This window comes from Serratia sp. PF-27 (genome assembly GCF_030053255.1).
Taxonomy (GTDB): Bacteria; Pseudomonadota; Gammaproteobacteria; order Enterobacterales; family Enterobacteriaceae; genus Serratia; species Serratia bockelmannii.
Genome location: NZ_JASGBT010000015.1, coordinates 17,894 through 38,665 on the forward strand (window position 1 = coordinate 17,894; position 20,772 = coordinate 38,665).

Sequence of the window (20,772 nt, forward strand, 5' to 3'; positions counted from 1 at the left end):
GAACATGAGCGGCAAGAAAACCACCATGGCGGCCATCGCCAGAGAGGCGCGGGTCGGCATCGCCACCGTCGATCGGGTGATCAACCAACGCGCGTCGGTGCGGCCCGCCACCCAGCGCCGGGTGATTGAGGCGGCGAAAAAGTTGGGGTTCGCGTTGGAAAAGTCCCACTGCCTGTCGGCGGTGCTGGGCAGGCCGGAACGCCGCCTGAGAATGGGGTTCATCCTACTGCGGCGCGAACACTCCTTCTATGCGCAACTGGCTGATGAACTGATGGTGCAAGCGGCGCCGTATCATGAGCCGGGGCAGCCGCCGCAGTTCATCTTCCACTCTCTCAATGCCATCGGCGATACCGCCGCCGCCATTAGCCAATTGAGCCGCCAGGTGGACGCGATCGGTGTGTTGGCGCTGGATCACCCCCTGATCCACTATGCCGTAGAAGAAGCCTCCCAGGCGGGCATCAACGTTTTCGCGCTGCTGTCGGATTTATCGGTGCCCAGCCGCGCCGGCTACATCGGTCTGGATAATCAAAAAGCGGGCCGCACCGCCGGTTGGGCGGTGGACCGTCTGTGCCGGCGTCAGGGAGATGTTGGCGTGATCATCGGCGACAACCGTTTTACTTGCCAGGAAGCCTGCGAGATCGGTTTTCGCTCCTACCTGCGTGAGCAGATGAGCGGCCAGCGTGTGCTGGAACCGGTGCGCAGCCTCGAGGACGCGGAAACGGCGCGCCGGGTCACGCGTGAACTGCTGGCGAACCACCCGGAGCTGGCGGCGCTGTACGCGCCGAGCGGCGGTGTAGAGGGCATTATTCAGGCGTTACGAGAGAGCGGCCGGCAGCGCGACATCACGCTGGTGTGCCACGGCCCGGTGCAGGGCGGTGAAATGGCGCTGCTCGACGGCACGGTGGATCTGTTGCTGTGTCACCGCATTTCTGAGTTGGCCGCCACGATTGTCGAGACGCTGCTCGCTGCCGATGAACAACCGGGATTACGCCACATCATTAATCGCTTCGATGTGATCACCAAAGAAAACCTCTGACGGCCGCTGAGTGGTGTTTGCCGAGGTCATGGCGCAGTCAGGCGTCGCCTCAATTTGATTAAAAACTATCAAATAATTCATCAAAAATAGCGCGATCTCTATCAAAAAATAAAATTTTCATTATTGATGGTTTTGGAATTTTTGTTTGATACTGCCGGCATTCCCCGCAAGAAAGGAGCCGTCGCCATGACTTTGCCTATCGCCAATGCGCCCTGCAGTTGGGGCGTGGATGACCCAAACAATCCCCATTTGCCGCCCTACGCCACGGTTCTGCAAGAAGCGTCGTCGGCCGGCTACCGCAGCATCGAGCTGGGGCCGTGGGGCTATTTGCCGACGCAGAGCGAGGCGCTGTGCGCCGCGCTGGAGCAGCATCGTTTGTCGCTGGTGGCCGGCACGATTTTTGACGATCTGGTCAGCGAGGCGAACATTGAGCGCCTGCTGGCCCTGACTCATCGGATATGCCGCAACCTCTCGCGGGCGCCTAGGGCGGAGCCGACCGAGGGCGATCGCGCCGCGCCGCCGTTCTTGGTGATTATCGATTTCGGCAATCCGCAACGCGCCAGGTTCGCCGGGCGTTCAGATTTAGCGCCGCGTTTGTCGCAGGCAGAGTGGCAGAGGATGATCGGGCACATTACGCGCATCAGCGAATTGGCCTGGCGGGAATACGGCGTGCGGCCGGTGGTGCATCCGCACGCCGGCGGCTGCATCGAGTTCGCCGACGAAATCGACCGGTTGGCGGCGGACATTCCGCATCACACCGCCGGATTGTGCCTGGATACCGGCCATCTGTATTACGCCGGGCTGGACCCGGCGGCCTGGCTGAGCAAGCACTTTGAACGTCTCGATTATCTGCACTTTAAAGACGTCGATCCGCTGGTGTTCCGCGAGGTGCTGGCGCGCGGCGTCGATTTTTTCACCGCCTGCGCCGAGGGTGTCATGTGCCCGTTGGGCTGCGGGGCGATCGATTATCCGCAGCTGCGCGCGCTGTTGGCCGAGCGCGGATACCGGGGCTGGATCACTATCGAGCAGGAACGCGATCCGCGCAATGTGCAGGGCAGCCTGCAGGACGTCACCGCCAGCTTGCGCTACTTGCGCGGCCTCGGCTTTTAATCAGGAGAAACACGATGATCAACGGCAGCAAACCTTTGGCGAGATCGTTGCGCTGGGGCATGGTCGGCGGCGGCGGCACCAGCCAGATCGGTTACATCCATCGTTCGGCGGCCTTGCGCGACGGCGCGTTTACTCTGTTGGCCGGCGCGTTCGACATTGACGCCGAACGCGGGCGTGATTTTGGCCGGAGTCTGGGCGTGGCGGTGGAGCGCTGTTATGCGGATTATGCCGAAATGTTCCGCGCCGAAGCCGCGCGGGCGGACGGCATTGAAGCGGTCTCGATCGCCACGCCGAACAACACCCATTACGCCATTTGCCGGGCGGCGCTGGAGGCGGGATTGCACGTGGTGTGCGAGCGGCAGCGCAAAGTCATCGGCGTGACCTACGGCTATGCCGGGCACCAGATGATTTTACAGGCCCGGCAGATGATTGCCGATGGCCGTCTGGGGGAAATCCGGCTGGTGAATATGCAGTTCGCTCACGGCTTTCACGCCGCGCCGGTGGAGCAGGATAATCCCAGCACTCGCTGGCGGGTCGATCCGCGCTTTGTCGGCCCCAGCTATGTGCTGGGCGATCTGGCGACCCACACGCTGTTTCTGGCGGAAACCATGGCGCCGCAGCTGAAGATCCGGCGGTTGATCTGCAGCCGGCAAAGCTTTGTGCCGTCGCGCGCGCCGTTGGAGGACAACGCCTATGTGCTGATGGAGTATCACAACGGCGCCGTCGGCTCCGTGTGGTGTTCGGCGGTCAACTGCGGTTCGATGCACGGTCAAAAGGTGCGCATCGTCGGTGAAAAGGCTAGCCTGGAGTGGTGGGATGAACAACCCAATCAGCTACGCTTCGAAGTGCAGGGCGAGCCGGTGCGGATCCTGGAGCGCGGCATGCCGTATCTCGATGCGCCGGCGTTGGCGGACGATCGCATCGGCGGCGGTCATGCGGAGGGGTTGTTTGAAGCCTGGTCGAATCTCTACCGCCGCTTCGCGCTGGCGATGGACGCCACCGATCGGCGCGACGCGGCCTTCCTGGCCGACTTCTGGTACCCGGACGTGCAGGCTGGCGCACTGGGCGTGAAGTGGGTGGCGCGCTGCGTGCAATCCGCTGAAACCGACGCCGGCTGGGTTGCCTTCGACTGAGTGCGCGATTCGCTCAGACGCTGGCCCCGTCGTAGCTGTGGATCTGTAACGCATCCAGCGCGACGTCAGGCACGCAGCGCAGGTTAACGGCGCACATCGCGGCGCCGTCCGGCGCGGTACCGTAGGCGAAGGGCTGGGCACCGCAGGTCCGGCAGAACTGATGGCGGATCCTGTGGTGATTGAAAGTGTAAGTGCTGAGCTGGTCCTGACCGCTGTTGAGCGTGAAAGCGCTGATGGGGAAGAACGACAGCAGCAGCCCTTTGCGGCGGCAAATAGAACAGTTGCAGCTGAGGGCTTCGGTGGGCAGTTCGGCGTCTACGGAGAAGGTGACGGCGCCACAGTGGCAGCTTCCCTGGAATGACATGGCGATGATCCTGTAACAGGGGAGAGTGTTTGCCCAGTATAGTGCAATTTATCGTCATTCGGCCGTGCCGGGCCGGGTTTCCTTAGTAAATGCGCGGTTTTCTGGTAGGTTAGAGGTTAACGTCATCAAAAGGAGATCGCGATGTTAGAACATTACTATCCGGCCAATATGGGCGCCGAACCGGTCACGGACGAACAGCACAAACGGCTGGTGGCGGTGCAGGCGGCGCTGGAACTGATCAAGGCCACGCTGTCGGATACCAACGACGGCAACGGCGTGGACTTCCAGCTGAAGGCGGCGGAGAAGCACATCGGCCCGATGGCCGACGCCATTCAGGAAGCCCTGAAGTAACGGTTCGCCGCCACCTCAACCGCCCGCACCGGGCGGTTTTTTTTGCGCTGATTACTGTGATTTTTTTAGTGGCGCATTGCCTTTTTCCCGGCTGGTGCCGTGAGCGGCGCGATCCTACTCTAGCGATCCGAGTCCTCATCAGGGTCATGCTCATGTTCCGCTTCAGTCTCTTGTCTTTCTTATTGTTGCGCCGCCGGCGCGTCACCCAGCTGGCCGGCGCCACACTGCTTCTCGGCGTCGTTATGCAGGCGCAGGCCACGCAACGCATCGAGTTTTCGCCGGATCCCGCCGGCGCCTACCCTGAGGGCATCGCCTGGGAGCCGCGCGCCGGTGCGTTCCTGATCTCCTCCCTGCGCGGTGGCCAGCTGGGCCTGGTCTACCCGGATGGCCGCTATCGGCGGTTTTCCACCGACAAGGGACTGATTACCACCTCCGGCATGCTGGTGGACACCGAGCGCAACCGGGTGCTGGTATGCAACGAAGACGTGGGCGTCTCCCTCCATTCAGCCCCTGGCACGCGCAATCGCGTGGCGCAGGTGCTGGAGTTCAATCTCGATACCGGCACGCTGCAGCAGACGTACGATCTCTCATCGTTAAGCCGTGGGCCGACGCTGGCCAACGATCTGACGCTCGATGCGCAGGGCAATATCTACGTAACCGACAGCTTCCAGCCGCAGATTTACAAGATCGACCGGGTAACGCGCCACGTGTCGATCCTGGTGCGCTCATCGCTTCTGCTGCCCGCCGACGCACCCGCCGCAGCGCAGGGCACACAGCCTTATCTCAACGGCATCGTGTATCACCCGGATGGCTACCTGATTGCGTCGGACTACACCCACGGGCTGCTGTGGAAGGTGACGCTGGATAACACGCCTGCGATAAGTGAAATCAGGCTGCCGCATCGGCTGAAAGGGCCGGACGGGCTGCGGCTCAAAAACGCCAACGAATTGGTGATCGTACAGTCTTTTCCGGCTGAAAAGGGGAGCATGTCCGGCGACGTGACGCTGCTCGCCTCGGCCGACGGCTGGGCCAGCGCCTATGTCGCCGCGGTCGCCACGCCGCCGGGATTGGATGGGCCGACCGGCGCCGCGTTGCGCGATGGCGAGGTGTGGGTGGTCAACTCCCGTTACCCCAAACTGTTTGCTGACGTCGCTCAGGCGGAGAGCATCAGGACGTTCAGCATCGTCAAGGTGGCGTTAGCACGGCCTGCAGCTGAGGCACGCTGATCGACGACGGTTGCCAACCTTGTCGGAATAGGATTAAATGCTGCCCTGACTGTATAAATAAACAGGGGTGTTGCAATGAGCCTGGCGCTGAAGGGTGAGAAGATCGAACGTAACCGCTTTACCGGCGAGAAGATTGAAAACGGCAGCTTTATGCTGTGTGATTTTTCGGGTGCCGATCTGACCGGCACCGAATTTATCGGCTGCCAATTCTACGATCGCGACAGCCGACAGGGCGGCAACTTCAGCCGCGCGATACTGAAAGACGCGAGTTTTAAAAGCTGTGATTTATCGATGGCCGATTTTCGTCATGCCAACGCGTTGGGCATCGAGATCCGCGAATGCCGCGCGCAGGGCGCCGATTTTCGCGGCACCAGCTTTATGAACATGATCACCAGCCGCACCTGGTTTTGCAGCGCCTATATCACCAAAAGCAACCTGAGCTATGCCAACTTCGCCAAGGTGGTGCTGGAGAAATGCGAGCTGTGGGAAAACCGCTGGCACGGCGCACAGGTGCTCGGCGCCAGCTTCAGCGGCTCCGATCTGTCCGGCGGCGAATTCTCCGGTTTCGACTGGCGTGCCGCCGACGTCACCCAGTGTGATTTGAGCAACGCGGAACTGGGCGAGTTGGATTTGCGCACTACCGATCTGCAGGGCGTCAAAATGGACAGCCACCAGGCCGCGCAGCTGTTGGAGCGGCTCGGGATCGCGATCATCGGCTGAAGAGCTGCCTGATGCCCAGGCTGATGATCAGCACGCCGCAGGCGCGATCGATCCAGGCTTTACTGCGTCGGTAGGCGCTGGCGATCGGCGCGTGCGAGAGCACCAGCGCCACCAGGCCATACCACAGGCTAGCGACTACCGCGACCTCCAGCAGCATGGCGGCGAAGGTGGGCATGGAGACATGGGCAGGCGCCGCCGACGAAAACACCGCGGCGTAAAAGGCGACGGATTTGGGGTTGGCGATGTTGGTGGCGACCCCTTGCAAGAATGCCGATCTGAAGCCGGAGTTCACCCCACCCGCCGCGCCGATAACCCCTGAGCCGGGAGCTGCATGGGCGATCAGCCGATAACCGAACCAAATCAAATAACCTGCGCCGGCCACTTTTACCGCCAGCGCCAACCAGGGGAACAAGGCGAAAATTATACCGACGCCGAGCAGGGCGCTGCTCGCCCAGAACAGGTTGACCAAGACAATGCCCGCCACCAGAGCGAAAGCCTCGCTGCGGCGCGCGGAAACGGCTTTGTGGGCGACGGCGACAAAATTGGGGCCGGGGATCACCACGCCAACGATATAGACGGTGAAAACGGCGAGCACGGCTGGCATATCGATCATCGGTTAACGGCCTGTAAGCAGCGAGTTAGCCTTAGTTTTATAATGAATCGCCGATATGATCCAGCAGGGCGAAACCTTTTTTTACCTGCCCGTAGCGACAGGCGTCAGCGGCCTTTTGCGATAATAAATTTATGAGCCATATGAATATAATTTAAAATATATCTTGCTTAAATAAATTAGCTGTGTGTAAATAGCGTCATTGGTTTGTCATACAGACCTTATGAAAGCAGTTTTAGTAAAGCAGTTCTCAGTGTTGGTGATATCCCCCAGATACCTCTTCTTCCGCGAATTTTCTTCTCTAGTGCCCCATAAGTTTCCAATAAAAACAGACCTCTATCGCCCTATGGCGTCGCAAAAATATAAAGGAAATATCTCTATGTCTACTAAAATGACGGGTTTGGTAAAATGGTTTGATGCAGGGAAAGGCTTCGGCTTTATCACCCCGGCAGACGGCGGCAAAGACGTGTTCGTACACTTCTCTGCTATCCAGAGCAACGATTTCAAAACGCTGGACGAAGGCCAACAGGTTGAGTTCACTATCGAAAAGGGTATGAAGGGTCCTTCTGCCGGCAACGTGGTCGCGTTGTAATTTTCGGTCGAGGTGCGGTTTCTTACGACAGCGATGAGGGTTTAAGCCGGAGCAGTTAAGAAATAACACCTTTAGCCTGAATAAACTCCGGGTTCGCCCGGAGTCTTTATCGATACGTCATTAGCTCAGCAGGAAGAGCGGCAGCGAAATATTCGTTGGCGGACTGGGGTTCGATTCCTCGATGACGTTCCAATAATTAATTATTATTGGCAACAGAAAAACAGATTATCGCATAAATAATAATGCCACTTTTCAGTCTTTTTTTCTGTTGTGAAAAAGTTGTGCTTAGGCTGCGTAATGTTGGAGTGTTGGATGGACGCTTACGCCATAACATGACAGCCGGGAAAGCCACCGGCACATGATCAATGGCCCCGGCCTTAGCCGGGGTTTTTTATGCCCGCGATTTTAACGCTGCGAGTCCAGCAGTTCGTTGTTTTTCACCACGTCCTGCGCCTTGAGGTAGCTCTCGATCAACAACTGATAGGCCGGGAAGATTTTGGTGTAAACCTCGGCCCATTGCTGAGCGTCGGCGCGGTTCCAGCTGCCCTGCAGCTCGGAGGCGACGCCGGCGGTGTCGATCGGCACCACGCCGGCCTGCACCACGCGCGCCAGGGTGATTTCCTGCGCCATTTTCGAGTAGGTGCCGGAGGCGTCGATCACCGCAAAGACCTTATAGCCTTCGGCCACCGCGCTGATGGACGGAAAGGCCATGCAGACGCTGGTGATGGTGCCGGCGATGATCAGGGTCTTGCGGCTGGTGGCCTTGACCGCCGCTACGAAGTCAGGGTTGTCCCAGGCGTTGATTTCCCCTTTACGGGCGACGTACTGCGCGTGCGGCGCATTCTGGTGAATTTCCGGGATCAGCGGGCCGTTGGGGCCCTGCGGCACCGAGGCGGTGGTGATCACCGGCAGTTTGCTGAGGGTAGCGATGCTGGCCAGGGCGGCGGCGCGGGCGCGCAGCTCGGTCATCGGCATATCGGCGACGGTCTGGAACAGGCCGCTCTGGTGGTCGATCAGGAGCATGACCGCGTCATTGGCATCAATAACAGGACGCTGGCCGTTGAAGTTGGCTGGAGTGCTCATGGTGTTTTCCTTTTCTCGTCGTGAGGTCAGTGGGTATCTTCTTTGATTGATAAGGCTGAAACTCAGCACTTGCCTACAGTGTAGGGAGAAGAGAGAAATCCGGTAGAGCCTGAAGTCGGGATACATCGTTCCATAAATGGAACGATTTTGACGCAGGCGAAGGGCTCGGCGCTGGGCTAAACTTAAGGTGCATAAGAAACATGCGGCAAGGAACGCCATCCTGTTCATGGGTTTGACGCGGAGGGCCACCGTCATGGCTTATCAGCATATCGTTGTCGCCACGGATCTCAGCGAAGACGCCGAGTTTCTGCTGGGCAAGGGCGCCAGGCTGGCTGCCGCGCTCCATGCCAAACTTTCCCTGATCTATATCGACATCCACCGCGCCGGCTATTACGTCGATCTGGGCGTGGGAGATTACAACTACACCGATCGCACCTTTTCGGAGCGGGTGAAGAATATGCTCAATGCGATCAAAGGGCAGTCGTCGTATCCGGTCGAAGAGGTGATCGTCAGCCGTGGCGCGTTGACGGAAGAGCTGAACCGGGTGGCGAAAGAGAAAGGGTTCGATCTGGTGATCTTCGGCCATCACCACGATGTCTGGAGCCGGCTGGTTTCTTCGGCGCGTCAGGCGATCAATGAGTTGAACGTCGATCTGCTGGTTGTCCCCATCGAGAAAAAATAGTCGCCGCCGCCTGCGGGCGGCTGCCTTTTTTCATTCGTATCGCTTATCTCTGAGCAGCCATAACCGCCTACCCGCAATAATCCCGCTAGCTGACAATCCGCCTGACGAATAGTGACTAATCGTAATTTTATTTTATGCATCAATATGTTGGCCAAAATCCGATAAAGGTTAATCCAGCGCATTGAAATCACTGACATACCTCATTTTGGTTAATAAACCGCACGTTTTGACTGGCTCTCAGGGGAGGGGCGTCTTATCCTCGGGGTAATGAGATTTGTATGACTTATATAAATACGTTCACATGGAGGAGGTCTCATGCGTTTTGACAATAAAGTCGTGGTTATCACCGGTGCGGGCAATGGTATGGGGGAAGCGGCGGCGCGGCGTTTCTCCGCCGAAGGCGCCATCGTGGTGCTGGCCGACTGGGCCAAAGAGGCGGTAGATAAGGTCGCCGCTTCGCTGCCGAAGGGCCGGGCGATGGCGGTACATATCGACGTCTCCGATCACGTCGCGGTTGAAAAAATGATGAACGAGGTGGCGGAAAAACTGGGCCGCATCGACGTCTTGCTGAACAACGCCGGCGTACACGTGGCGGGCAGCGTGCTGGAAACCAGCGTCGACGACTGGCGCCGCATCGCCGGGGTCGATATCGACGGCGTGGTGTTCTGTTCCAAATTCGCCTTGCCGCACCTGCTGAAAACCAAAGGTTGTATCGTCAATACCGCGTCGGTGTCTGGCCTGGGCGGCGACTGGGGCGCGGCTTATTACTGCGCGGCGAAAGGCGCGGTAGTCAACCTGACGCGCGCCATGGCGCTGGACCACGGCGGTGACGGTGTGCGCATTAACTCGGTCTGCCCGAGCCTGGTCAAAACCAACATGACCAACGGTTGGCCGCAGGAGATCCGCGACAAGTTCAATGAGCGCATCGCGCTGGGGCGCGCGGCGGAGCCGGAAGAAGTGGCGGCGGTGATGGCGTTCCTGGCCAGCGACGACGCCAGCTTTATCAATGGCGCCAACATCCCGGTCGATGGCGGGGCGACCGCCTCGGACGGTCAACCGAAGATCGTTTAAGCGTTAACGTACAGGCCCGGTCAGGATGACCGGGCCTGCTGTTTTAGACGCCGATGCGGTCGCGCAGCGTGTAGTAGGCCGCGCCGATGGCGGTGAACGGGATCTGCAGATTGCGCCCGCCGAAGAACGGCAGGTGCGGCAGCTTGGCGAAGGCGTCGAAGCGTTCGGCGTCGCCGCGCATCAACTCGGCGATCAGCTTGCCCGCCAGATGGGTGCAGGTCACGCCGTGGCCGCTGTAGCCCTGCATGTAGTACACGTTATTCTCCAGGCGGCCGAACTGCGGCATGCGCGACAGCGTCAGCAGGAAGTTGCCGGTCCAACGATAGTCGATGCGCACCCCTTTCAGCTGTGGGAAGGTCTTCAGCAGCTTCGGCCGGATCAGGTTATCGATATCGTCCGGATCGCGCGCGCCGTATACCACGCCGCCGCCGTACAGCAGACGATGATCGGCGGTGATGCGGTAGTAATCCAGCAGGTAGTTGCAGTCCTCCACGCAGTAATTCTGCGGGATCAGCGCCTGCGCGATCTCCGGCGCCAGCGGTTCGGTGGTCACCACCTGAGTGCCGCACGGCATGCTGCGCTTGGCCAGCCGCGGCTCCAGCTTATCGCCCAGGTAGGCGTTGCCGGCGACGATGACGAAGCGCGCCTTCACCTGGCCGTTGGCGGTGCTGATGAGCGCCGGTTCACCGTGGCGAATGTTCGTCACCGCCGATTGCTCGAAGATGCGCCCACCCTGCAGGCGGATCGCCTCGGCCTCGCCCAGCGCCAGATTGAGCGGATGGATGTGGCCGCCGCTGTGATCGAGCAGCGCGCCGACGTAGCGATCGCTGGCGACCTCCTGACGCACCCGATCCGCATCGAGCAGCTCGAGCTGGGTATTGCCGTAGCGCTCCCAGTTGCGCTTTTGCTCGATCAGCGCATGGAACTGCTTGTTGTTCAGGGCGGCGAAGATGCCGCCGGGGCGGTAGTCGCAGTCGATGGCGTAGCGGCTGATGCGGCTGCGAATGATCTCCGCGCCTTCGAACATCATGCTGCCTAGCAGGCGGGCGCTTTCCGCGCCGTAACGCTCTTCAATCACATCGATGTCGCGGCTGTAAGAGTTGACCAACTGGCCGCCGTTGCGGCCGCTGGCGCCGAAACCGATGCGCGCCGCTTCCAGCACCACCACGTTATAGCCGGCTTCCACCAGGAACAGCGCGGAGGAGAGGCCGGTATAGCCGCCGCCGATCACGCAGACGTCGCATTCGATCGATTCATTCAGTTGCGGATAGGGCTGATGTGCGTTGGCCGTGGCCGCATAGTAGCTTTTTACGTGTTCAGTCATGAGATAAGCCCTTATTCCAGCGAGATCCAGGTGGTTTTCAATTCGGTAAATTTGTCCAGCGCGTGCAGCGATTTGTCGCGGCCGTTGCCGCTCTGCTTGTAGCCGCCGAACGGCACGGTCATGTCGCCGTCGTTGTAGTTGTTGACGAACACCGTGCCGGCCTTCAGTTGGCGCGCCATGCGGTGCGCGCGCGCCAGATCGCGGGTCCAGACCGCGGCGCCGAGGCCGTAGTCGCTGTCGTTGGCCAGCTGCAGCGCCTGTTGCTCGTCGTCGAAGGTGGTCACCGCCAGCACCGGGCCGAAGATTTCATCGCGCGCCACGCTCATGGCGTTGTTCACCTGGGTGAGGATGGTCGGCCCCAGATAGCCGGCGTGGTCGCCCTGCGGATGGTCGCGCCCGTCGAGGAACAACGCGGCGCCCTGGCTCAGCCCCCGATCGATATAGCCGGCCACTTTCTCGCAGTGGCCGCTGTCGATCAGCGTGCCCATCACCGTGTCGGGATCGAGCGGATCGCCGGGGACGAAGGCCGCCGCGTGTTTGCGCAGCGCCTGCAGGAACGCTTGCTCAATGCTCGCTTCGACCAGCAGGCGAGTGCCGGCGATGCACACCTGCCCCTGATTGTAGAAGATGCCGGCGGCGGCGCTGCGGGCAGCCTGATCCAGATCCGGGCAGTCGGCAAAGACGATGTTGGCGCTTTTGCCACCGGCCTCGAGCCAGACACGCTTCATATTCGATTCGCCGGCGTAAATCATCAGCTGTTTCGCCACCAGGGTGGAGCCGGTGAAGGTGAGGGCATCGACGTCGCGGTGCAGCGCCAGCGCCTTGCCGGCGTCGTGGCCATAGCCGGGCACCACGTTCAGCACGCCGTCCGGCAACCCGGCCTGCTGCGCCAATTTGCCTAGCAGGATGGCGCTCAGCGGCGATTTTTCGGAGGGTTTGAGTACCACGCTGTTGCCGGCGGCCAGCGCCGGACCGAGTTTCCAGCAGGCCAGCAGCAGCGGGAAGTTCCAGGGCACGATGGCGCCGACCACGCCGATCGGCTCGCGCTCGATCAGCGCCAGCGCCTCGCGGCCGGTGGGGGCGATTTCGCCGTAGACCTTATCGATCGCTTCGGCGTACCAGCGGATGCAGCGGATGGCGCCCGGCACGTCGTCGCGCAGGCTGTGGCGGATGGGTTTGCCGGTGTCCAGCGTTTCCAGCAGCGCCAGCTCTTCGTGATGCTGCTCCATCAGATCGGCGAAACGCAGCAGCGTGGCTTTGCGCTGCGCCGGGGCGGCCTGCGCCCAGTCGCCACGCTCAAAGGCGGCGCGCGCCGCGCTGACTGCCCGATCGATGTCGGTGGCTTCGCCACGCGCGACCTGCGCCAGCTCACGGCGGCCGGCGGGATCTTCCACGGCGAAACATTTCCCCGCGGCGGCCGGCTGGTAGCGGCCGTCGATAAACAGCTGGTGCTCAATCTTCAGGGCCTGCGCCCGTTGTTGCCAATACTGCAAGTGGTGAAAGTTCATGCCTGGCTCCGTTGATCAGAATGTCGTCGGCGTATGGGCGCTGATAATCCGGCAAATGCGCGCCGACGTGTTGCTGAAACTGTGGGGGATGCCGGTATTGATGGCGTAGCTCTGCCCGGCCAGCAGGTGATAGCTCTGGCCGTTGACCTGCAGCACCACTTCGCCTTCCAGCAGCGTGCCAATCTCTTCCCCTTGGTGTTTGATGCGCTCGCCGGTGGTGGTGCCCGGTTCGTAGGTCTCGATCATCATTGCCAGCGTACGATTCGGGTCGCCGTTGTGGATCAGCTTCATCGAAACGCCCTGGCTGCCGATTTCGATCAGGTCGTCGCTGTCTATCACGATCTGCGGCTCAGCCGGTTTTTCCGGCTCGGCGAAAAACGCCGACAGCGACAGACCGTACACCGTCAGCAACTTTTGCAGCGTGCTGATGGCCGGGCTGACCTTATCTTGCTCGATAGTACTGATGGCGCTGTGGGTTAACCCAGACAGTTCGGCGACCCGGCGCTGCGACAACCCCAATTGTTGACGGATCTGCGACAGACGTTTTCCCGGTGCCAAGCTGACGTCGCTCATGGGCGTTTTTCCTTTTGATAGTTCCGACAGGCGGTAATGAAACCATCAAACAACAGGCGCGACAGGGCATACTCGTCGCTGTTCCACTCGGGGTGCCACTGCACGCCGAGCGCGAAAGGCTGATCGCGCACGCTGATCGCCTCCACCAGCCCGTCAGCGGCGTGCGCCTCGATGCGAACGCTCGCGCCCAGGGTTTTGGCACCCTGGCCGTGCAGCGAGTTCACCCAGAATCTGTTGCAATCCGGTATCAGTTGTGAAAGCAGCCCCCCTTCCTGAACGATGACTTCGTGGGCGGGGGCGTATTGCTGTTCCAGCGGCAGATCGTGATCTTCACGATGCTCCAGCAGCTCGGGCAGTTCGTACAGGCGGCGATGCAGGGTGCCTTGAGTGGCGACCACCATTTCCTGCATGCCGCGGCAAATGGCGAAAAGGGGAATGCGCCTGTCGAATGCCTGGCGGATCAGCGCCAGGCTCAACGCGTCTCGGCCAGGATCGGCGTCAGGCTCATCGCCGTTTTCACCATAAAGGTGCGGCTGCACATTACTGGGGCTGCCCGGCAGCAAAATGCCGTCGAGGCGCGGCAGCAGTTCCGCCAGCATTTCCGGCTCCGCCAGCGCGTGCGGCAGGGCGATCGGCAAGCCGCCGGCGGTGATAACGGCATTCAGGTACTTTTCTTGCAAGGTCTGTGTGAGGTGCCCGTTTAACCTATACCTGCACATGACGACGCCAATGACTGGTCTGTTAAATATATTGTCCATGCTATCCCCTTGGTACGTTCGAAATTATGAACGATAAGCTTCTCCACCGCCGATTTCGTTCAATATTCTATAAATCTAGCAGTCGATTGGGCAATATTCAAACCAAAAGTAACACTTGCAAAACAAATTTGTTTCATCTACGTTTCATTTGTGGGCATTATATTGAACAATACGGTCAATAAACATCGACGACAGCAAAACACAAACGGCGGGTGAACCATGCAGACCAACATCGTAGAAGTGGAAAACTTTGTTCAGCACAGTGAAGAGAGACGAAGTAGCGCGTTCCAGCGCGAAGTGAAGAAGTATCTGGAACGTTATCCGTTAACCCAACATGTCGACGTACTGTTGACCGACCTGAACGGCAGCTTCCGCGGCAAACGCATCCCGGTCGGCGGCCTGAACAAACTGGAGAAGGGCTGTTACTTCCCGGCGTCGGTATTTGCGATGGATATTCTCGGCAACGTGGTGGAAGAGGCCGGGTTGGGGCAGGAGTTGGGCGAGCCGGATCACGTGTGCGTGCCGGTACCGGGCACGCTGACGCCGTCGGCGGCGGACCCGCAATATATTGCGCAGGTGCTGCTCACCATGTTGGATGAAGATGGCACTCCCTTTGACGTTGAACCGCGCAATGTGCTGAACCGAGTGTGGCAGCGTTTGCGTCAGCGCGGGCTTTCCCCCGTGGTAGCGGTAGAGTTGGAGTTCTATCTCATCGATCGTCAACGTGACGCGGAAGGCTATCTGCAGCCGCCGTGCGCGCCGGGCACGCAAGAACGCAACACCCAAAGCCAGGTGTACTCCGTCGATAACCTGAACCATTTCGCCGATGTGCTGAGCGAGATCGACGAACTGGCGCGTTTGCAGGGCATTCCGGCGGACGGCGCGGTGGCGGAGGCGTCGCCGGGGCAGTTCGAGGTCAACCTGCATCATACTGATGATGTGCTGCAGGCCTGCGATCACGCGCTGGCGCTGAAGCGGCTGGTGCGCATGGTGGCCGAGAACCACAATATGCAGGCGACTTTTATGGCCAAACCGTATGAGGAGCACGCCGGCAGCGGCATGCACGTGCACATCAGCATGCTGAACGCGCAGGGCAACAACGTGTTCGCCGACGATGACGGCGAAGATTCGGCGCTGCTGAAACAGGCGCTGGCGGGCATGATCGCCCTGATGCCGTCTTCGATGGCGCTGCTGGCGCCGAACGTCAACGCCTACCGCCGCTTCCAGCCTGGCATGTATGTGCCGACCCAGGCTTCCTGGGGGCATAACAACCGCACCGTGGCGCTGCGCATTCCCTGCGGCGATCGCGACAACCACCGCGTGGAGTATCGCGTGGCGGGCGCCGACGCCAATCCTTATCTGGTGATGGCGACCATTCTGGCCGGCATCGTTTATGGCCTGGAAACCGCATTGCCGCTGCCTGAGCCGGTGACCGGCAACGGTCTGGAGCAGGACGGGCTACCGTTCCCGATCCGCCAGAGCGACGCGCTGTACGAGTTCGAACATCAGCCGGTGCTCAATGCATTGTTGGGCGAACGCTTCAGCCACGTCTATCTGGCCTGCAAAACTGATGAGCTGGTGCAGTTCGAGCGCCTGATCACCGAAACCGAAATCGAGTGGATGTTGAAAAACGCCTGATCCCGCTCACCCTGCGACTACCGCGCGCGTCCGGCGCATTTCATCGGCTCTCCTGTGGCCGGCGAGGCTGCGCGCTGCGGTACAGAATTTCTTCTATCACGGCGTACAGGACGCCGACGAGGAAATAACCATGACTCAGTCAGCCCCCTGCGCAGACGTTTGTCTGTGCCGCAGTGCCTACGGGCCGGTCGCCGGCCGCCCGACAGCGATACCAACCCGTTTTTACCGCCGCCTGAGCAGCAGTTTCCCTGCGGCCTCTCTGAATGACGTTGCACGGTTGACAGCAGAGGACCAAGAGGGGAAATGCCATGACGATTAAAGCCATCGACGGCGGCCCGGCGGGCAAACCGCAGCTGCGCAAATCCCTCAAGCTGTGGCAGGTGGTGATGATGGGCCTGGCCTATCTGACGCCGATGACGGTGTTTGACACCTTCGGGATCGTCTCCGGCCTCACCGACGGCCATGTGCCGACCTCCTATCTGCTGGCGCTGGCCGGCGTGCTGTTCACCGCCATCAGCTATGGCAAACTGGTGCGCCAGTTTCCCACCGCCGGCTCTGCTTATACCTATGCGCAGAAGGCGATCAACCCGCACGTCGGTTTTCTGGTGGGGTGGTCATCGCTGCTTGATTATCTGTTCCTGCCGATGATCAATACGCTGCTGGCGAAGATTTACCTGACCGCGCTGTTCCCGGAGGTGCCGCCCTGGGTGTGGGTGGTGGGCTTCGTGATCCTGATTACCGCCATCAACCTGAAAAGCGTCAATCTGGTGGCCAACTTCAATACCCTGTTCGTACTGGCGCAGGTGGCGATCATTCTGGTGTTCATCTATCTGGTGGTGCGCGGCCTGCACAACGGCGAGGGGATGGGCACGGTGTGGAGCCTGCGGCCGTTCCTCAGCGAGAATGCGCATCTGCTGCCGATCATTACCGGCGCGACTATCCTGTGCTTCTCGTTCCTCGGTTTTGACGCGGTCACCACGCTGTGTGAAGAGACGCCCGACGCCGCCAAGGTGATCCCGCGCGCCATCTTCCTGACCGCGCTGTACGGCGGGGTGATCTTTATCAGCGTGTCGTTCTTCATTCAGCTGTTTTTCCCGTCCATTCAACGCTTTCACCAGCCCGACGCCGCGCTGCCGGAGATCGCGCTGTACGTCGGCGGCAAGCTGTTCCAGTCGATCTTCCTGTGCGTGACCTTCATCAACACGCTGGCCTCCGGCCTGGCGTCGCACGCCAGCGTATCGCGCCTGCTGTACGTGATGGGGCGTGACAACGTGTTCCCGGAGAAATTCTTCGGCTATATCCACCCCAAATGGCGCACCCCGGCGCTGAACGTACTGATGGTCGGGCTGGTGGCGCTGTCAGCGCTGTCGTTCGATCTGGTGACCGCCACGGCGCTGATCAACTTTGGTGCGCTGGTAGCCTTTACCTTCGTTAACCTGTCGGTGATCAGCCACTTCTTCATTCGCGAAGGGCGCAACAAAAGCTGGAAGGATCGCTTCAACTTCCTGTTCCTGCCGTTGGTGGGGGCGCTGACGGTGGGGGTGCTGTGGCTGAACCTGGAGAAAAGCTCGCTGACCATGGGGCTGATCTGGGCGACACTGGGCTTCGGCTATTTGGCCTGGCTGACTCGACGCTTTCGCCAGCCGCCGCCGCAGTTGGAGCGGCAACCGCAGCAATAAATTCACAGGCGGGAGTATCCCGCCTTTCTTTTTGGCACGTGCGGCAGTAGAGTGAAAAACCTGATAAAAAATAACCCATTGGACCTGTCTTATGCCCGCTTTGCCCTCGCGTACCCGCGCCACGCTGTTCGGTTTGTTGGCCATTGTGCTGTGGAGCAGCGTGGTTGGCCTTATTCGCAGCGTCAGCGAAGGGCTGGGGCCGATCGGCGGCGCGGCGATGATCTACAGCGTCAGCGCGGTGTTTTTGCTGGTGGCGCTCGGCGTGCCGAAATGGCGCAGCTTTCCGCGACCTTATCTCATCGTCGGCAGCCTGCTGTTCGTCAGCTACGAGATCTGCCTGTCGCTGTCGCTCGGCTACGCCAATACCCGCCTGCAGGCGATAGAAGTGGGCATGATCAACTACCTGTGGCCCTGTTTCACCGTGCTGATGGCGCTGGCGCTCAACGGCCAAAAGGCGAAATGGTGGCTGCTGCCGGGGCTGCTGCTGTCGCTGTTCGGCATCGGCTGGATCATGAGCGGCGAGGGCGGCTGGTCACCGGCGCAGATGCTGGCCAACGTGCGCAGCAATCCGCTCAGCTATACGCTGGCGTTCAGCGGCGCGGTGATCTGGGCGCTGTATTGCAACCTGACCAAGAAGATTGCCCAAGGCAGCAACGGCGTAGTGCTGTTCATCGTGCTGACCGCGCTGGCGCTGTGGCTGAAGTATGCTTTCAGCGCGGAAAGCGGCATGCAGTTCAGCCTCGGCGTGACCGTAACGCTGCTGTGCGCCGGGGTGGCGATGGGAGCAGGGTATGCCGCCTGGAACGTTGGCATTCTGCACGGTAACATGACGCTGCTGGCCACCGTCTCTTATTTTACCCCGGTACTGTCGGCGGTGTTCGCCGCGCTGGTGTTGCACACCTCGCTGACCGCCAATTTCTGGCAGGGCGTAGCGATGGTCACGCTTGGCTCGCTGATCTGTTGGCGGGCAACTCGCGGAAATTAACGGAAATTATCCGCCGTCGGCGCAATGTTGAACTAGAATTTAACTAGCCATGTTGCCTGAAGGAACGACGACGATGAGAAGCGACATTCAATTTATTCAACAGCCTGAAATCGACGTGCATCATTATGAGCGCGGCGATACCGTGCGCCTGACCACGGCGAATCTGCGGCACGAATATCAGCTCGACGTTTATATTTTGCGCCGCGACGACAAGCTGATTTACGGTTCGGTCGTCGCGGCGGCGCCCAAGACCGACATTCCGGTTGCCAACTGGGAGGTGAAAAACGGCGAAGAGGTGGCGTTCCGCCAGGAAAACATCGCCAAGGCGGTGCCGGCGGTAAACTGATCTCAGCTTTCGCGCCGCAGTTGTTTACCGAGAAACATTTTTCGATAGTCCGCCGGCGTTACCCCCAGCCGGCGGATAAATGCCCGCCGCATCAGCTCTGCACTGGAAAAACCGCAATGCGCCGCCACCTGTTTTGGCGCCAATACGCCGAGTTCCAATAACCTGCGCGCTTCGGCGATGCGGGCTTCCTCGAGCCATTTAGCGGGAGAGGTGCCGACCTCGTTGCCGAACAGCCTGCTGAAATGCCGCGGGGTGACGCCGGCGCGTTCCGCCAGGCTGGCTACGTTGTGCGGTAACCCGATATTGTCTATCGCCCAGCGTTGCACTTCCTGCAGCATTGAGCGCCCGGCCAGGGTCGCCTGTTCCCGATAGCTGAATTGCATCTGCCCGCCGGGACGGCGGAAAAACATCACCAGCTGGGCCGCGACCCGCTGCGCGATCTCACGCCCTAAATCGTCTTCCACCATTATCAGCGCCAGATCCAGCCCTGAGGTCACGCCAGCGGCAGTCTGCAGGCGCCCGTCACGCACATAAATGGCGTCTTTATCCACCGTGACCTGAGGATAGCGGCGACACAATTGATCGGCTACCGCCCAGTGGGTGGTGATTTGCCGCCCATCCAACAGGCCGGCCTCCGCCAGCAGAAAAGCGCCGCTGCACACCGAGCCGTAGCGGCGAGTGCGGGGTACCACTCTGCGTAGCCAGTCCAGCGTGCGTGTTTCGCTTTCGCCGTCGGCGATACCCGGTGCACCGGCGATGAGCAACGTGTCGATCGCCTGTTCACGCCATTGGGTGATGGCGAGATCCGGCACGAGTTTGACGCCGGATGAGGACACGATCGGCGCCAGCGTCTTTCCGACTACCTGCAGATGATAGGCGGCATAGCCGGCTTGCAGATTGGCCTCGGCGAAAACATCCAGCGGACCGGAAACGTCCAGCAGCTGCACCTGTGGCACGGCGAGAATAGCGATGGTTTTACTCATGGCATGCGATATCCCGATGGATGGGGGATGTCCCTAATCGTTGATTAATGGCAATTGAGGACATTCAGTGTAACGCCTAATCTAACCGGGTTCCAGACAACGGGAGAATCAAGTTATGAGTTTAACCATCAACGGCATCAGCGTGCCGGATAGCGCGATGGCGCGTCAGGCGACCGAGTTAGTGCGCGACACCGAATCAGATCTGCTGTTTCACCACTCCAGCCGGGTGTATTACTGGGCGGCGCTGGCGGGGCAGCAGCGCAAGCTGGTTTACGATCCTGAACTGCTGTACGTCGGCTGCCTGTTTCACGATATGGGACTGACGCACGATCACTGCAGCTGCGACAAACGTTTCGAAGTGGATGGCGCCGATGCGGCGGCCGAGTTTTTACGCGGGCACGGGGTCAGCCGTCAGGATATCGATCGGGTATGGACGGCGATCGCGTTACACACCACGCCGGGGATCCCGGAATACATGCACCCGCTGATTGCGCTGGTGACCGCGGGAGTAGAGATGGATGTGTTAGGGATCAATTACCAGGGCTATGACGCGGCGCTGCGAGAGCAGGTAGTGGAGCTGCATCCCCGCGGGGCAAACTTCAAGGACGCGATTATTCAGGCGTTTTACGACGGGATTCGACATAAGCCGGACAGCACCTTCGGCAACGTCAAAGCGGACGTGCTGGCGGATAAGGAACCGAGCTTTGTTCGCGGTAATTTTTGCAGCCTCATTCGTCGTTCGATGTGGCCAGCGTGATCGGCTGCCGCTTCTCTCTCGCCGGCGAGTTTTCGCCGGCATTTCCCGCTTGAATGCCGTACTCCTCTTCATTGCCGGTTGATGACAGTTGGCTCAAAAACTGCGCTAAAAATCGATGTGCATGACAAAAATCACAGCGAATGTGAATTTGAATGAAACATAATTTGACAAATGTGAACGCAATCGATTACCTATTCGCGAAATGCGTAACTGGATCACAGATTCTTACAGTCAGTGGTTTCT

The 20,772-nt window shown here is 60.0% G+C and carries 22 protein-coding genes and 1 pseudogene; 15 read left to right on the forward strand and 8 right to left on the reverse strand.

Going from position 1 to position 20,772, the window contains the following annotated elements:
* The first annotated feature begins 4 nt into the window (after window positions 1-4).
* The 3 genes from QMZ29_RS05015 to QMZ29_RS05025 all read left to right on the forward strand — a co-directional run bounded on the left by QMZ29_RS05015 (window position 5) and on the right by QMZ29_RS05025 (window position 3,279).
* Complete coding sequence (locus tag QMZ29_RS05015; RefSeq protein WP_197835540.1) at window positions 5-1,036, forward strand: LacI family DNA-binding transcriptional regulator; 1,032 nt, start codon at window positions 5-7, stop codon at window positions 1,034-1,036.
* Between the two features lie 186 nt (window positions 1,037-1,222).
* Window positions 1,223-2,146 (forward strand): TIM barrel protein, encoded by a 924-nt coding sequence (locus QMZ29_RS05020; protein ID WP_060432915.1) that lies wholly within the window; start codon window positions 1,223-1,225, stop codon window positions 2,144-2,146.
* Window positions 2,147-2,160: 14 nt separating this feature from the next.
* Window positions 2,161-3,279, forward strand: a complete 1,119-nt coding sequence (locus QMZ29_RS05025; RefSeq protein ID WP_261425659.1) for a Gfo/Idh/MocA family protein — start codon at window positions 2,161-2,163, stop codon at window positions 3,277-3,279.
* Window positions 3,280-3,292: 13 nt separating this feature from the next.
* Here QMZ29_RS05025 and QMZ29_RS05030 read toward each other — a convergent pair whose 3' ends face one another.
* Window positions 3,293-3,643 carry a GFA family protein gene (locus QMZ29_RS05030; RefSeq protein ID WP_043141436.1) on the reverse strand — a complete coding sequence of 117 codons (351 nt, stop codon included), beginning with the start codon at window positions 3,641-3,643 and terminating at the stop codon, window positions 3,293-3,295.
* A 141-nt stretch (window positions 3,644-3,784) separates the two neighbouring features.
* Here QMZ29_RS05030 and QMZ29_RS05035 point away from each other — a divergent pair, with 141 nt between their 5' ends.
* The 3 genes from QMZ29_RS05035 (at window position 3,785) to QMZ29_RS05045 (ending at window position 5,940) form a co-directional block, all read left to right on the forward strand.
* The gene (locus tag QMZ29_RS05035; RefSeq protein WP_004941260.1) at window positions 3,785-3,994 is read left to right on the forward strand and encodes a hypothetical protein; all 210 of its coding nucleotides are present in this window, start codon (window positions 3,785-3,787) and stop codon (window positions 3,992-3,994) included.
* A 152-nt stretch (window positions 3,995-4,146) separates the two neighbouring features.
* Window positions 4,147-5,220: an SMP-30/gluconolactonase/LRE family protein gene (locus tag QMZ29_RS05040; RefSeq protein ID WP_261425661.1), complete on the forward strand. Its 1,074-nt coding sequence runs from the start codon at window positions 4,147-4,149 to the stop codon at window positions 5,218-5,220.
* 75 nt (window positions 5,221-5,295) lie between these two features.
* The gene (locus QMZ29_RS05045; RefSeq protein WP_025302545.1) at window positions 5,296-5,940 is read left to right on the forward strand and encodes a Qnr family pentapeptide repeat protein; all 645 of its coding nucleotides are present in this window, start codon (window positions 5,296-5,298) and stop codon (window positions 5,938-5,940) included.
* Here QMZ29_RS05045 and QMZ29_RS05050 read toward each other — a convergent pair.
* The gene (locus QMZ29_RS05050) at window positions 5,930-6,553 is read right to left on the reverse strand and encodes a LysE family translocator (RefSeq protein WP_043141429.1); all 624 of its coding nucleotides are present in this window, start codon (window positions 6,551-6,553) and stop codon (window positions 5,930-5,932) included. The genes QMZ29_RS05045 and QMZ29_RS05050 overlap by 11 nt on opposite strands.
* A gap of 376 nt (window positions 6,554-6,929) precedes the next feature.
* Here QMZ29_RS05050 and cspE point away from each other — a divergent pair, with 376 nt between their 5' ends.
* On the forward strand, window positions 6,930-7,142 hold the full coding sequence (cspE, locus tag QMZ29_RS05055; protein WP_025302547.1) for a transcription antiterminator/RNA stability regulator CspE: 213 nt from the start codon (window positions 6,930-6,932) through the stop codon (window positions 7,140-7,142).
* Window positions 7,143-7,256: 114 nt separating this feature from the next.
* A pseudogene (locus QMZ29_RS05060) lies at window positions 7,257-7,334 on the forward strand.
* A 213-nt stretch (window positions 7,335-7,547) separates the two neighbouring features.
* Here the strand turns inward: QMZ29_RS05060 and QMZ29_RS05065 are convergent.
* The gene (locus QMZ29_RS05065; RefSeq protein ID WP_261425663.1) at window positions 7,548-8,225 is read right to left on the reverse strand and encodes an isochorismatase family protein; all 678 of its coding nucleotides are present in this window, start codon (window positions 8,223-8,225) and stop codon (window positions 7,548-7,550) included.
* A 253-nt stretch (window positions 8,226-8,478) separates the two neighbouring features.
* Here QMZ29_RS05065 and QMZ29_RS05070 point away from each other — a divergent pair, with 253 nt between their 5' ends.
* Complete coding sequence (locus QMZ29_RS05070) at window positions 8,479-8,907, forward strand: universal stress protein (protein WP_025302548.1); 429 nt, start codon at window positions 8,479-8,481, stop codon at window positions 8,905-8,907.
* A 315-nt stretch (window positions 8,908-9,222) separates the two neighbouring features.
* Window positions 9,223-9,978, forward strand: coding sequence for a meso-2,3-butanediol dehydrogenase (gene budC, locus QMZ29_RS05075; protein ID WP_025302549.1), 756 nt, complete (start codon window positions 9,223-9,225; stop codon window positions 9,976-9,978).
* A 43-nt stretch (window positions 9,979-10,021) separates the two neighbouring features.
* Here the strand turns inward: budC and QMZ29_RS05080 are convergent, their stop codons facing one another.
* Genes QMZ29_RS05080 through puuD form a run of 4 tightly spaced genes read right to left on the reverse strand, consistent with a single transcriptional unit; the run spans window position 10,022 to window position 14,141 of the window.
* Window positions 10,022-11,302: an NAD(P)/FAD-dependent oxidoreductase gene (locus QMZ29_RS05080; RefSeq protein ID WP_025302550.1), complete on the reverse strand. Its 1,281-nt coding sequence runs from the start codon at window positions 11,300-11,302 to the stop codon at window positions 10,022-10,024.
* Window positions 11,303-11,313: 11 nt separating this feature from the next.
* The gene (gene puuC, locus QMZ29_RS05085) at window positions 11,314-12,810 is read right to left on the reverse strand and encodes an aldehyde dehydrogenase PuuC (RefSeq protein ID WP_197815025.1); all 1,497 of its coding nucleotides are present in this window, start codon (window positions 12,808-12,810) and stop codon (window positions 11,314-11,316) included.
* A 15-nt stretch (window positions 12,811-12,825) separates the two neighbouring features.
* Complete coding sequence (puuR, locus tag QMZ29_RS05090) at window positions 12,826-13,383, reverse strand: HTH-type transcriptional regulator PuuR (protein WP_016928041.1); 558 nt, start codon at window positions 13,381-13,383, stop codon at window positions 12,826-12,828.
* Window positions 13,380-14,141, reverse strand: coding sequence for a gamma-glutamyl-gamma-aminobutyrate hydrolase (gene puuD / locus QMZ29_RS05095; protein WP_025302552.1), 762 nt, complete (start codon window positions 14,139-14,141; stop codon window positions 13,380-13,382). The genes puuR and puuD overlap by 4 nt, the downstream gene beginning before the upstream one ends.
* A gap of 219 nt (window positions 14,142-14,360) precedes the next feature.
* Between puuD and QMZ29_RS05100 the strand changes: the two genes are divergently transcribed.
* The 4 genes from QMZ29_RS05100 to QMZ29_RS05115 all read left to right on the forward strand — a co-directional run bounded on the left by QMZ29_RS05100 (window position 14,361) and on the right by QMZ29_RS05115 (window position 18,789).
* Window positions 14,361-15,779: a glutamine synthetase family protein gene (locus tag QMZ29_RS05100; RefSeq protein WP_025302553.1), complete on the forward strand. Its 1,419-nt coding sequence runs from the start codon at window positions 14,361-14,363 to the stop codon at window positions 15,777-15,779.
* A 308-nt stretch (window positions 15,780-16,087) separates the two neighbouring features.
* Entirely contained in the window at window positions 16,088-17,458 is a 1,371-nt protein-coding gene (locus QMZ29_RS05105) for an APC family permease (RefSeq protein ID WP_025302554.1), read from the forward strand.
* Window positions 17,459-17,549: 91 nt separating this feature from the next.
* A complete protein-coding gene (gene yddG / locus QMZ29_RS05110) occupies window positions 17,550-18,443 on the forward strand; it encodes an aromatic amino acid DMT transporter YddG (protein WP_060432919.1) in 894 nt (297 codons plus the stop codon).
* A gap of 73 nt (window positions 18,444-18,516) precedes the next feature.
* Complete coding sequence (locus tag QMZ29_RS05115) at window positions 18,517-18,789, forward strand: hypothetical protein (RefSeq protein ID WP_025302556.1); 273 nt, start codon at window positions 18,517-18,519, stop codon at window positions 18,787-18,789.
* A 2-nt stretch (window positions 18,790-18,791) separates the two neighbouring features.
* On the opposite strand, the gene QMZ29_RS05120 is transcribed toward QMZ29_RS05115, so the two are convergent.
* Entirely contained in the window at window positions 18,792-19,772 is a 981-nt protein-coding gene (locus QMZ29_RS05120) for a GlxA family transcriptional regulator (protein WP_025302557.1), read from the reverse strand.
* A 115-nt stretch (window positions 19,773-19,887) separates the two neighbouring features.
* On the opposite strand from QMZ29_RS05120, the gene QMZ29_RS05125 reads away from it, so the two are divergent.
* A complete protein-coding gene (locus QMZ29_RS05125; protein ID WP_261425670.1) occupies window positions 19,888-20,529 on the forward strand; it encodes an HD domain-containing protein in 642 nt (213 codons plus the stop codon).
* Window positions 20,530-20,772 lie beyond the last annotated feature (243 nt).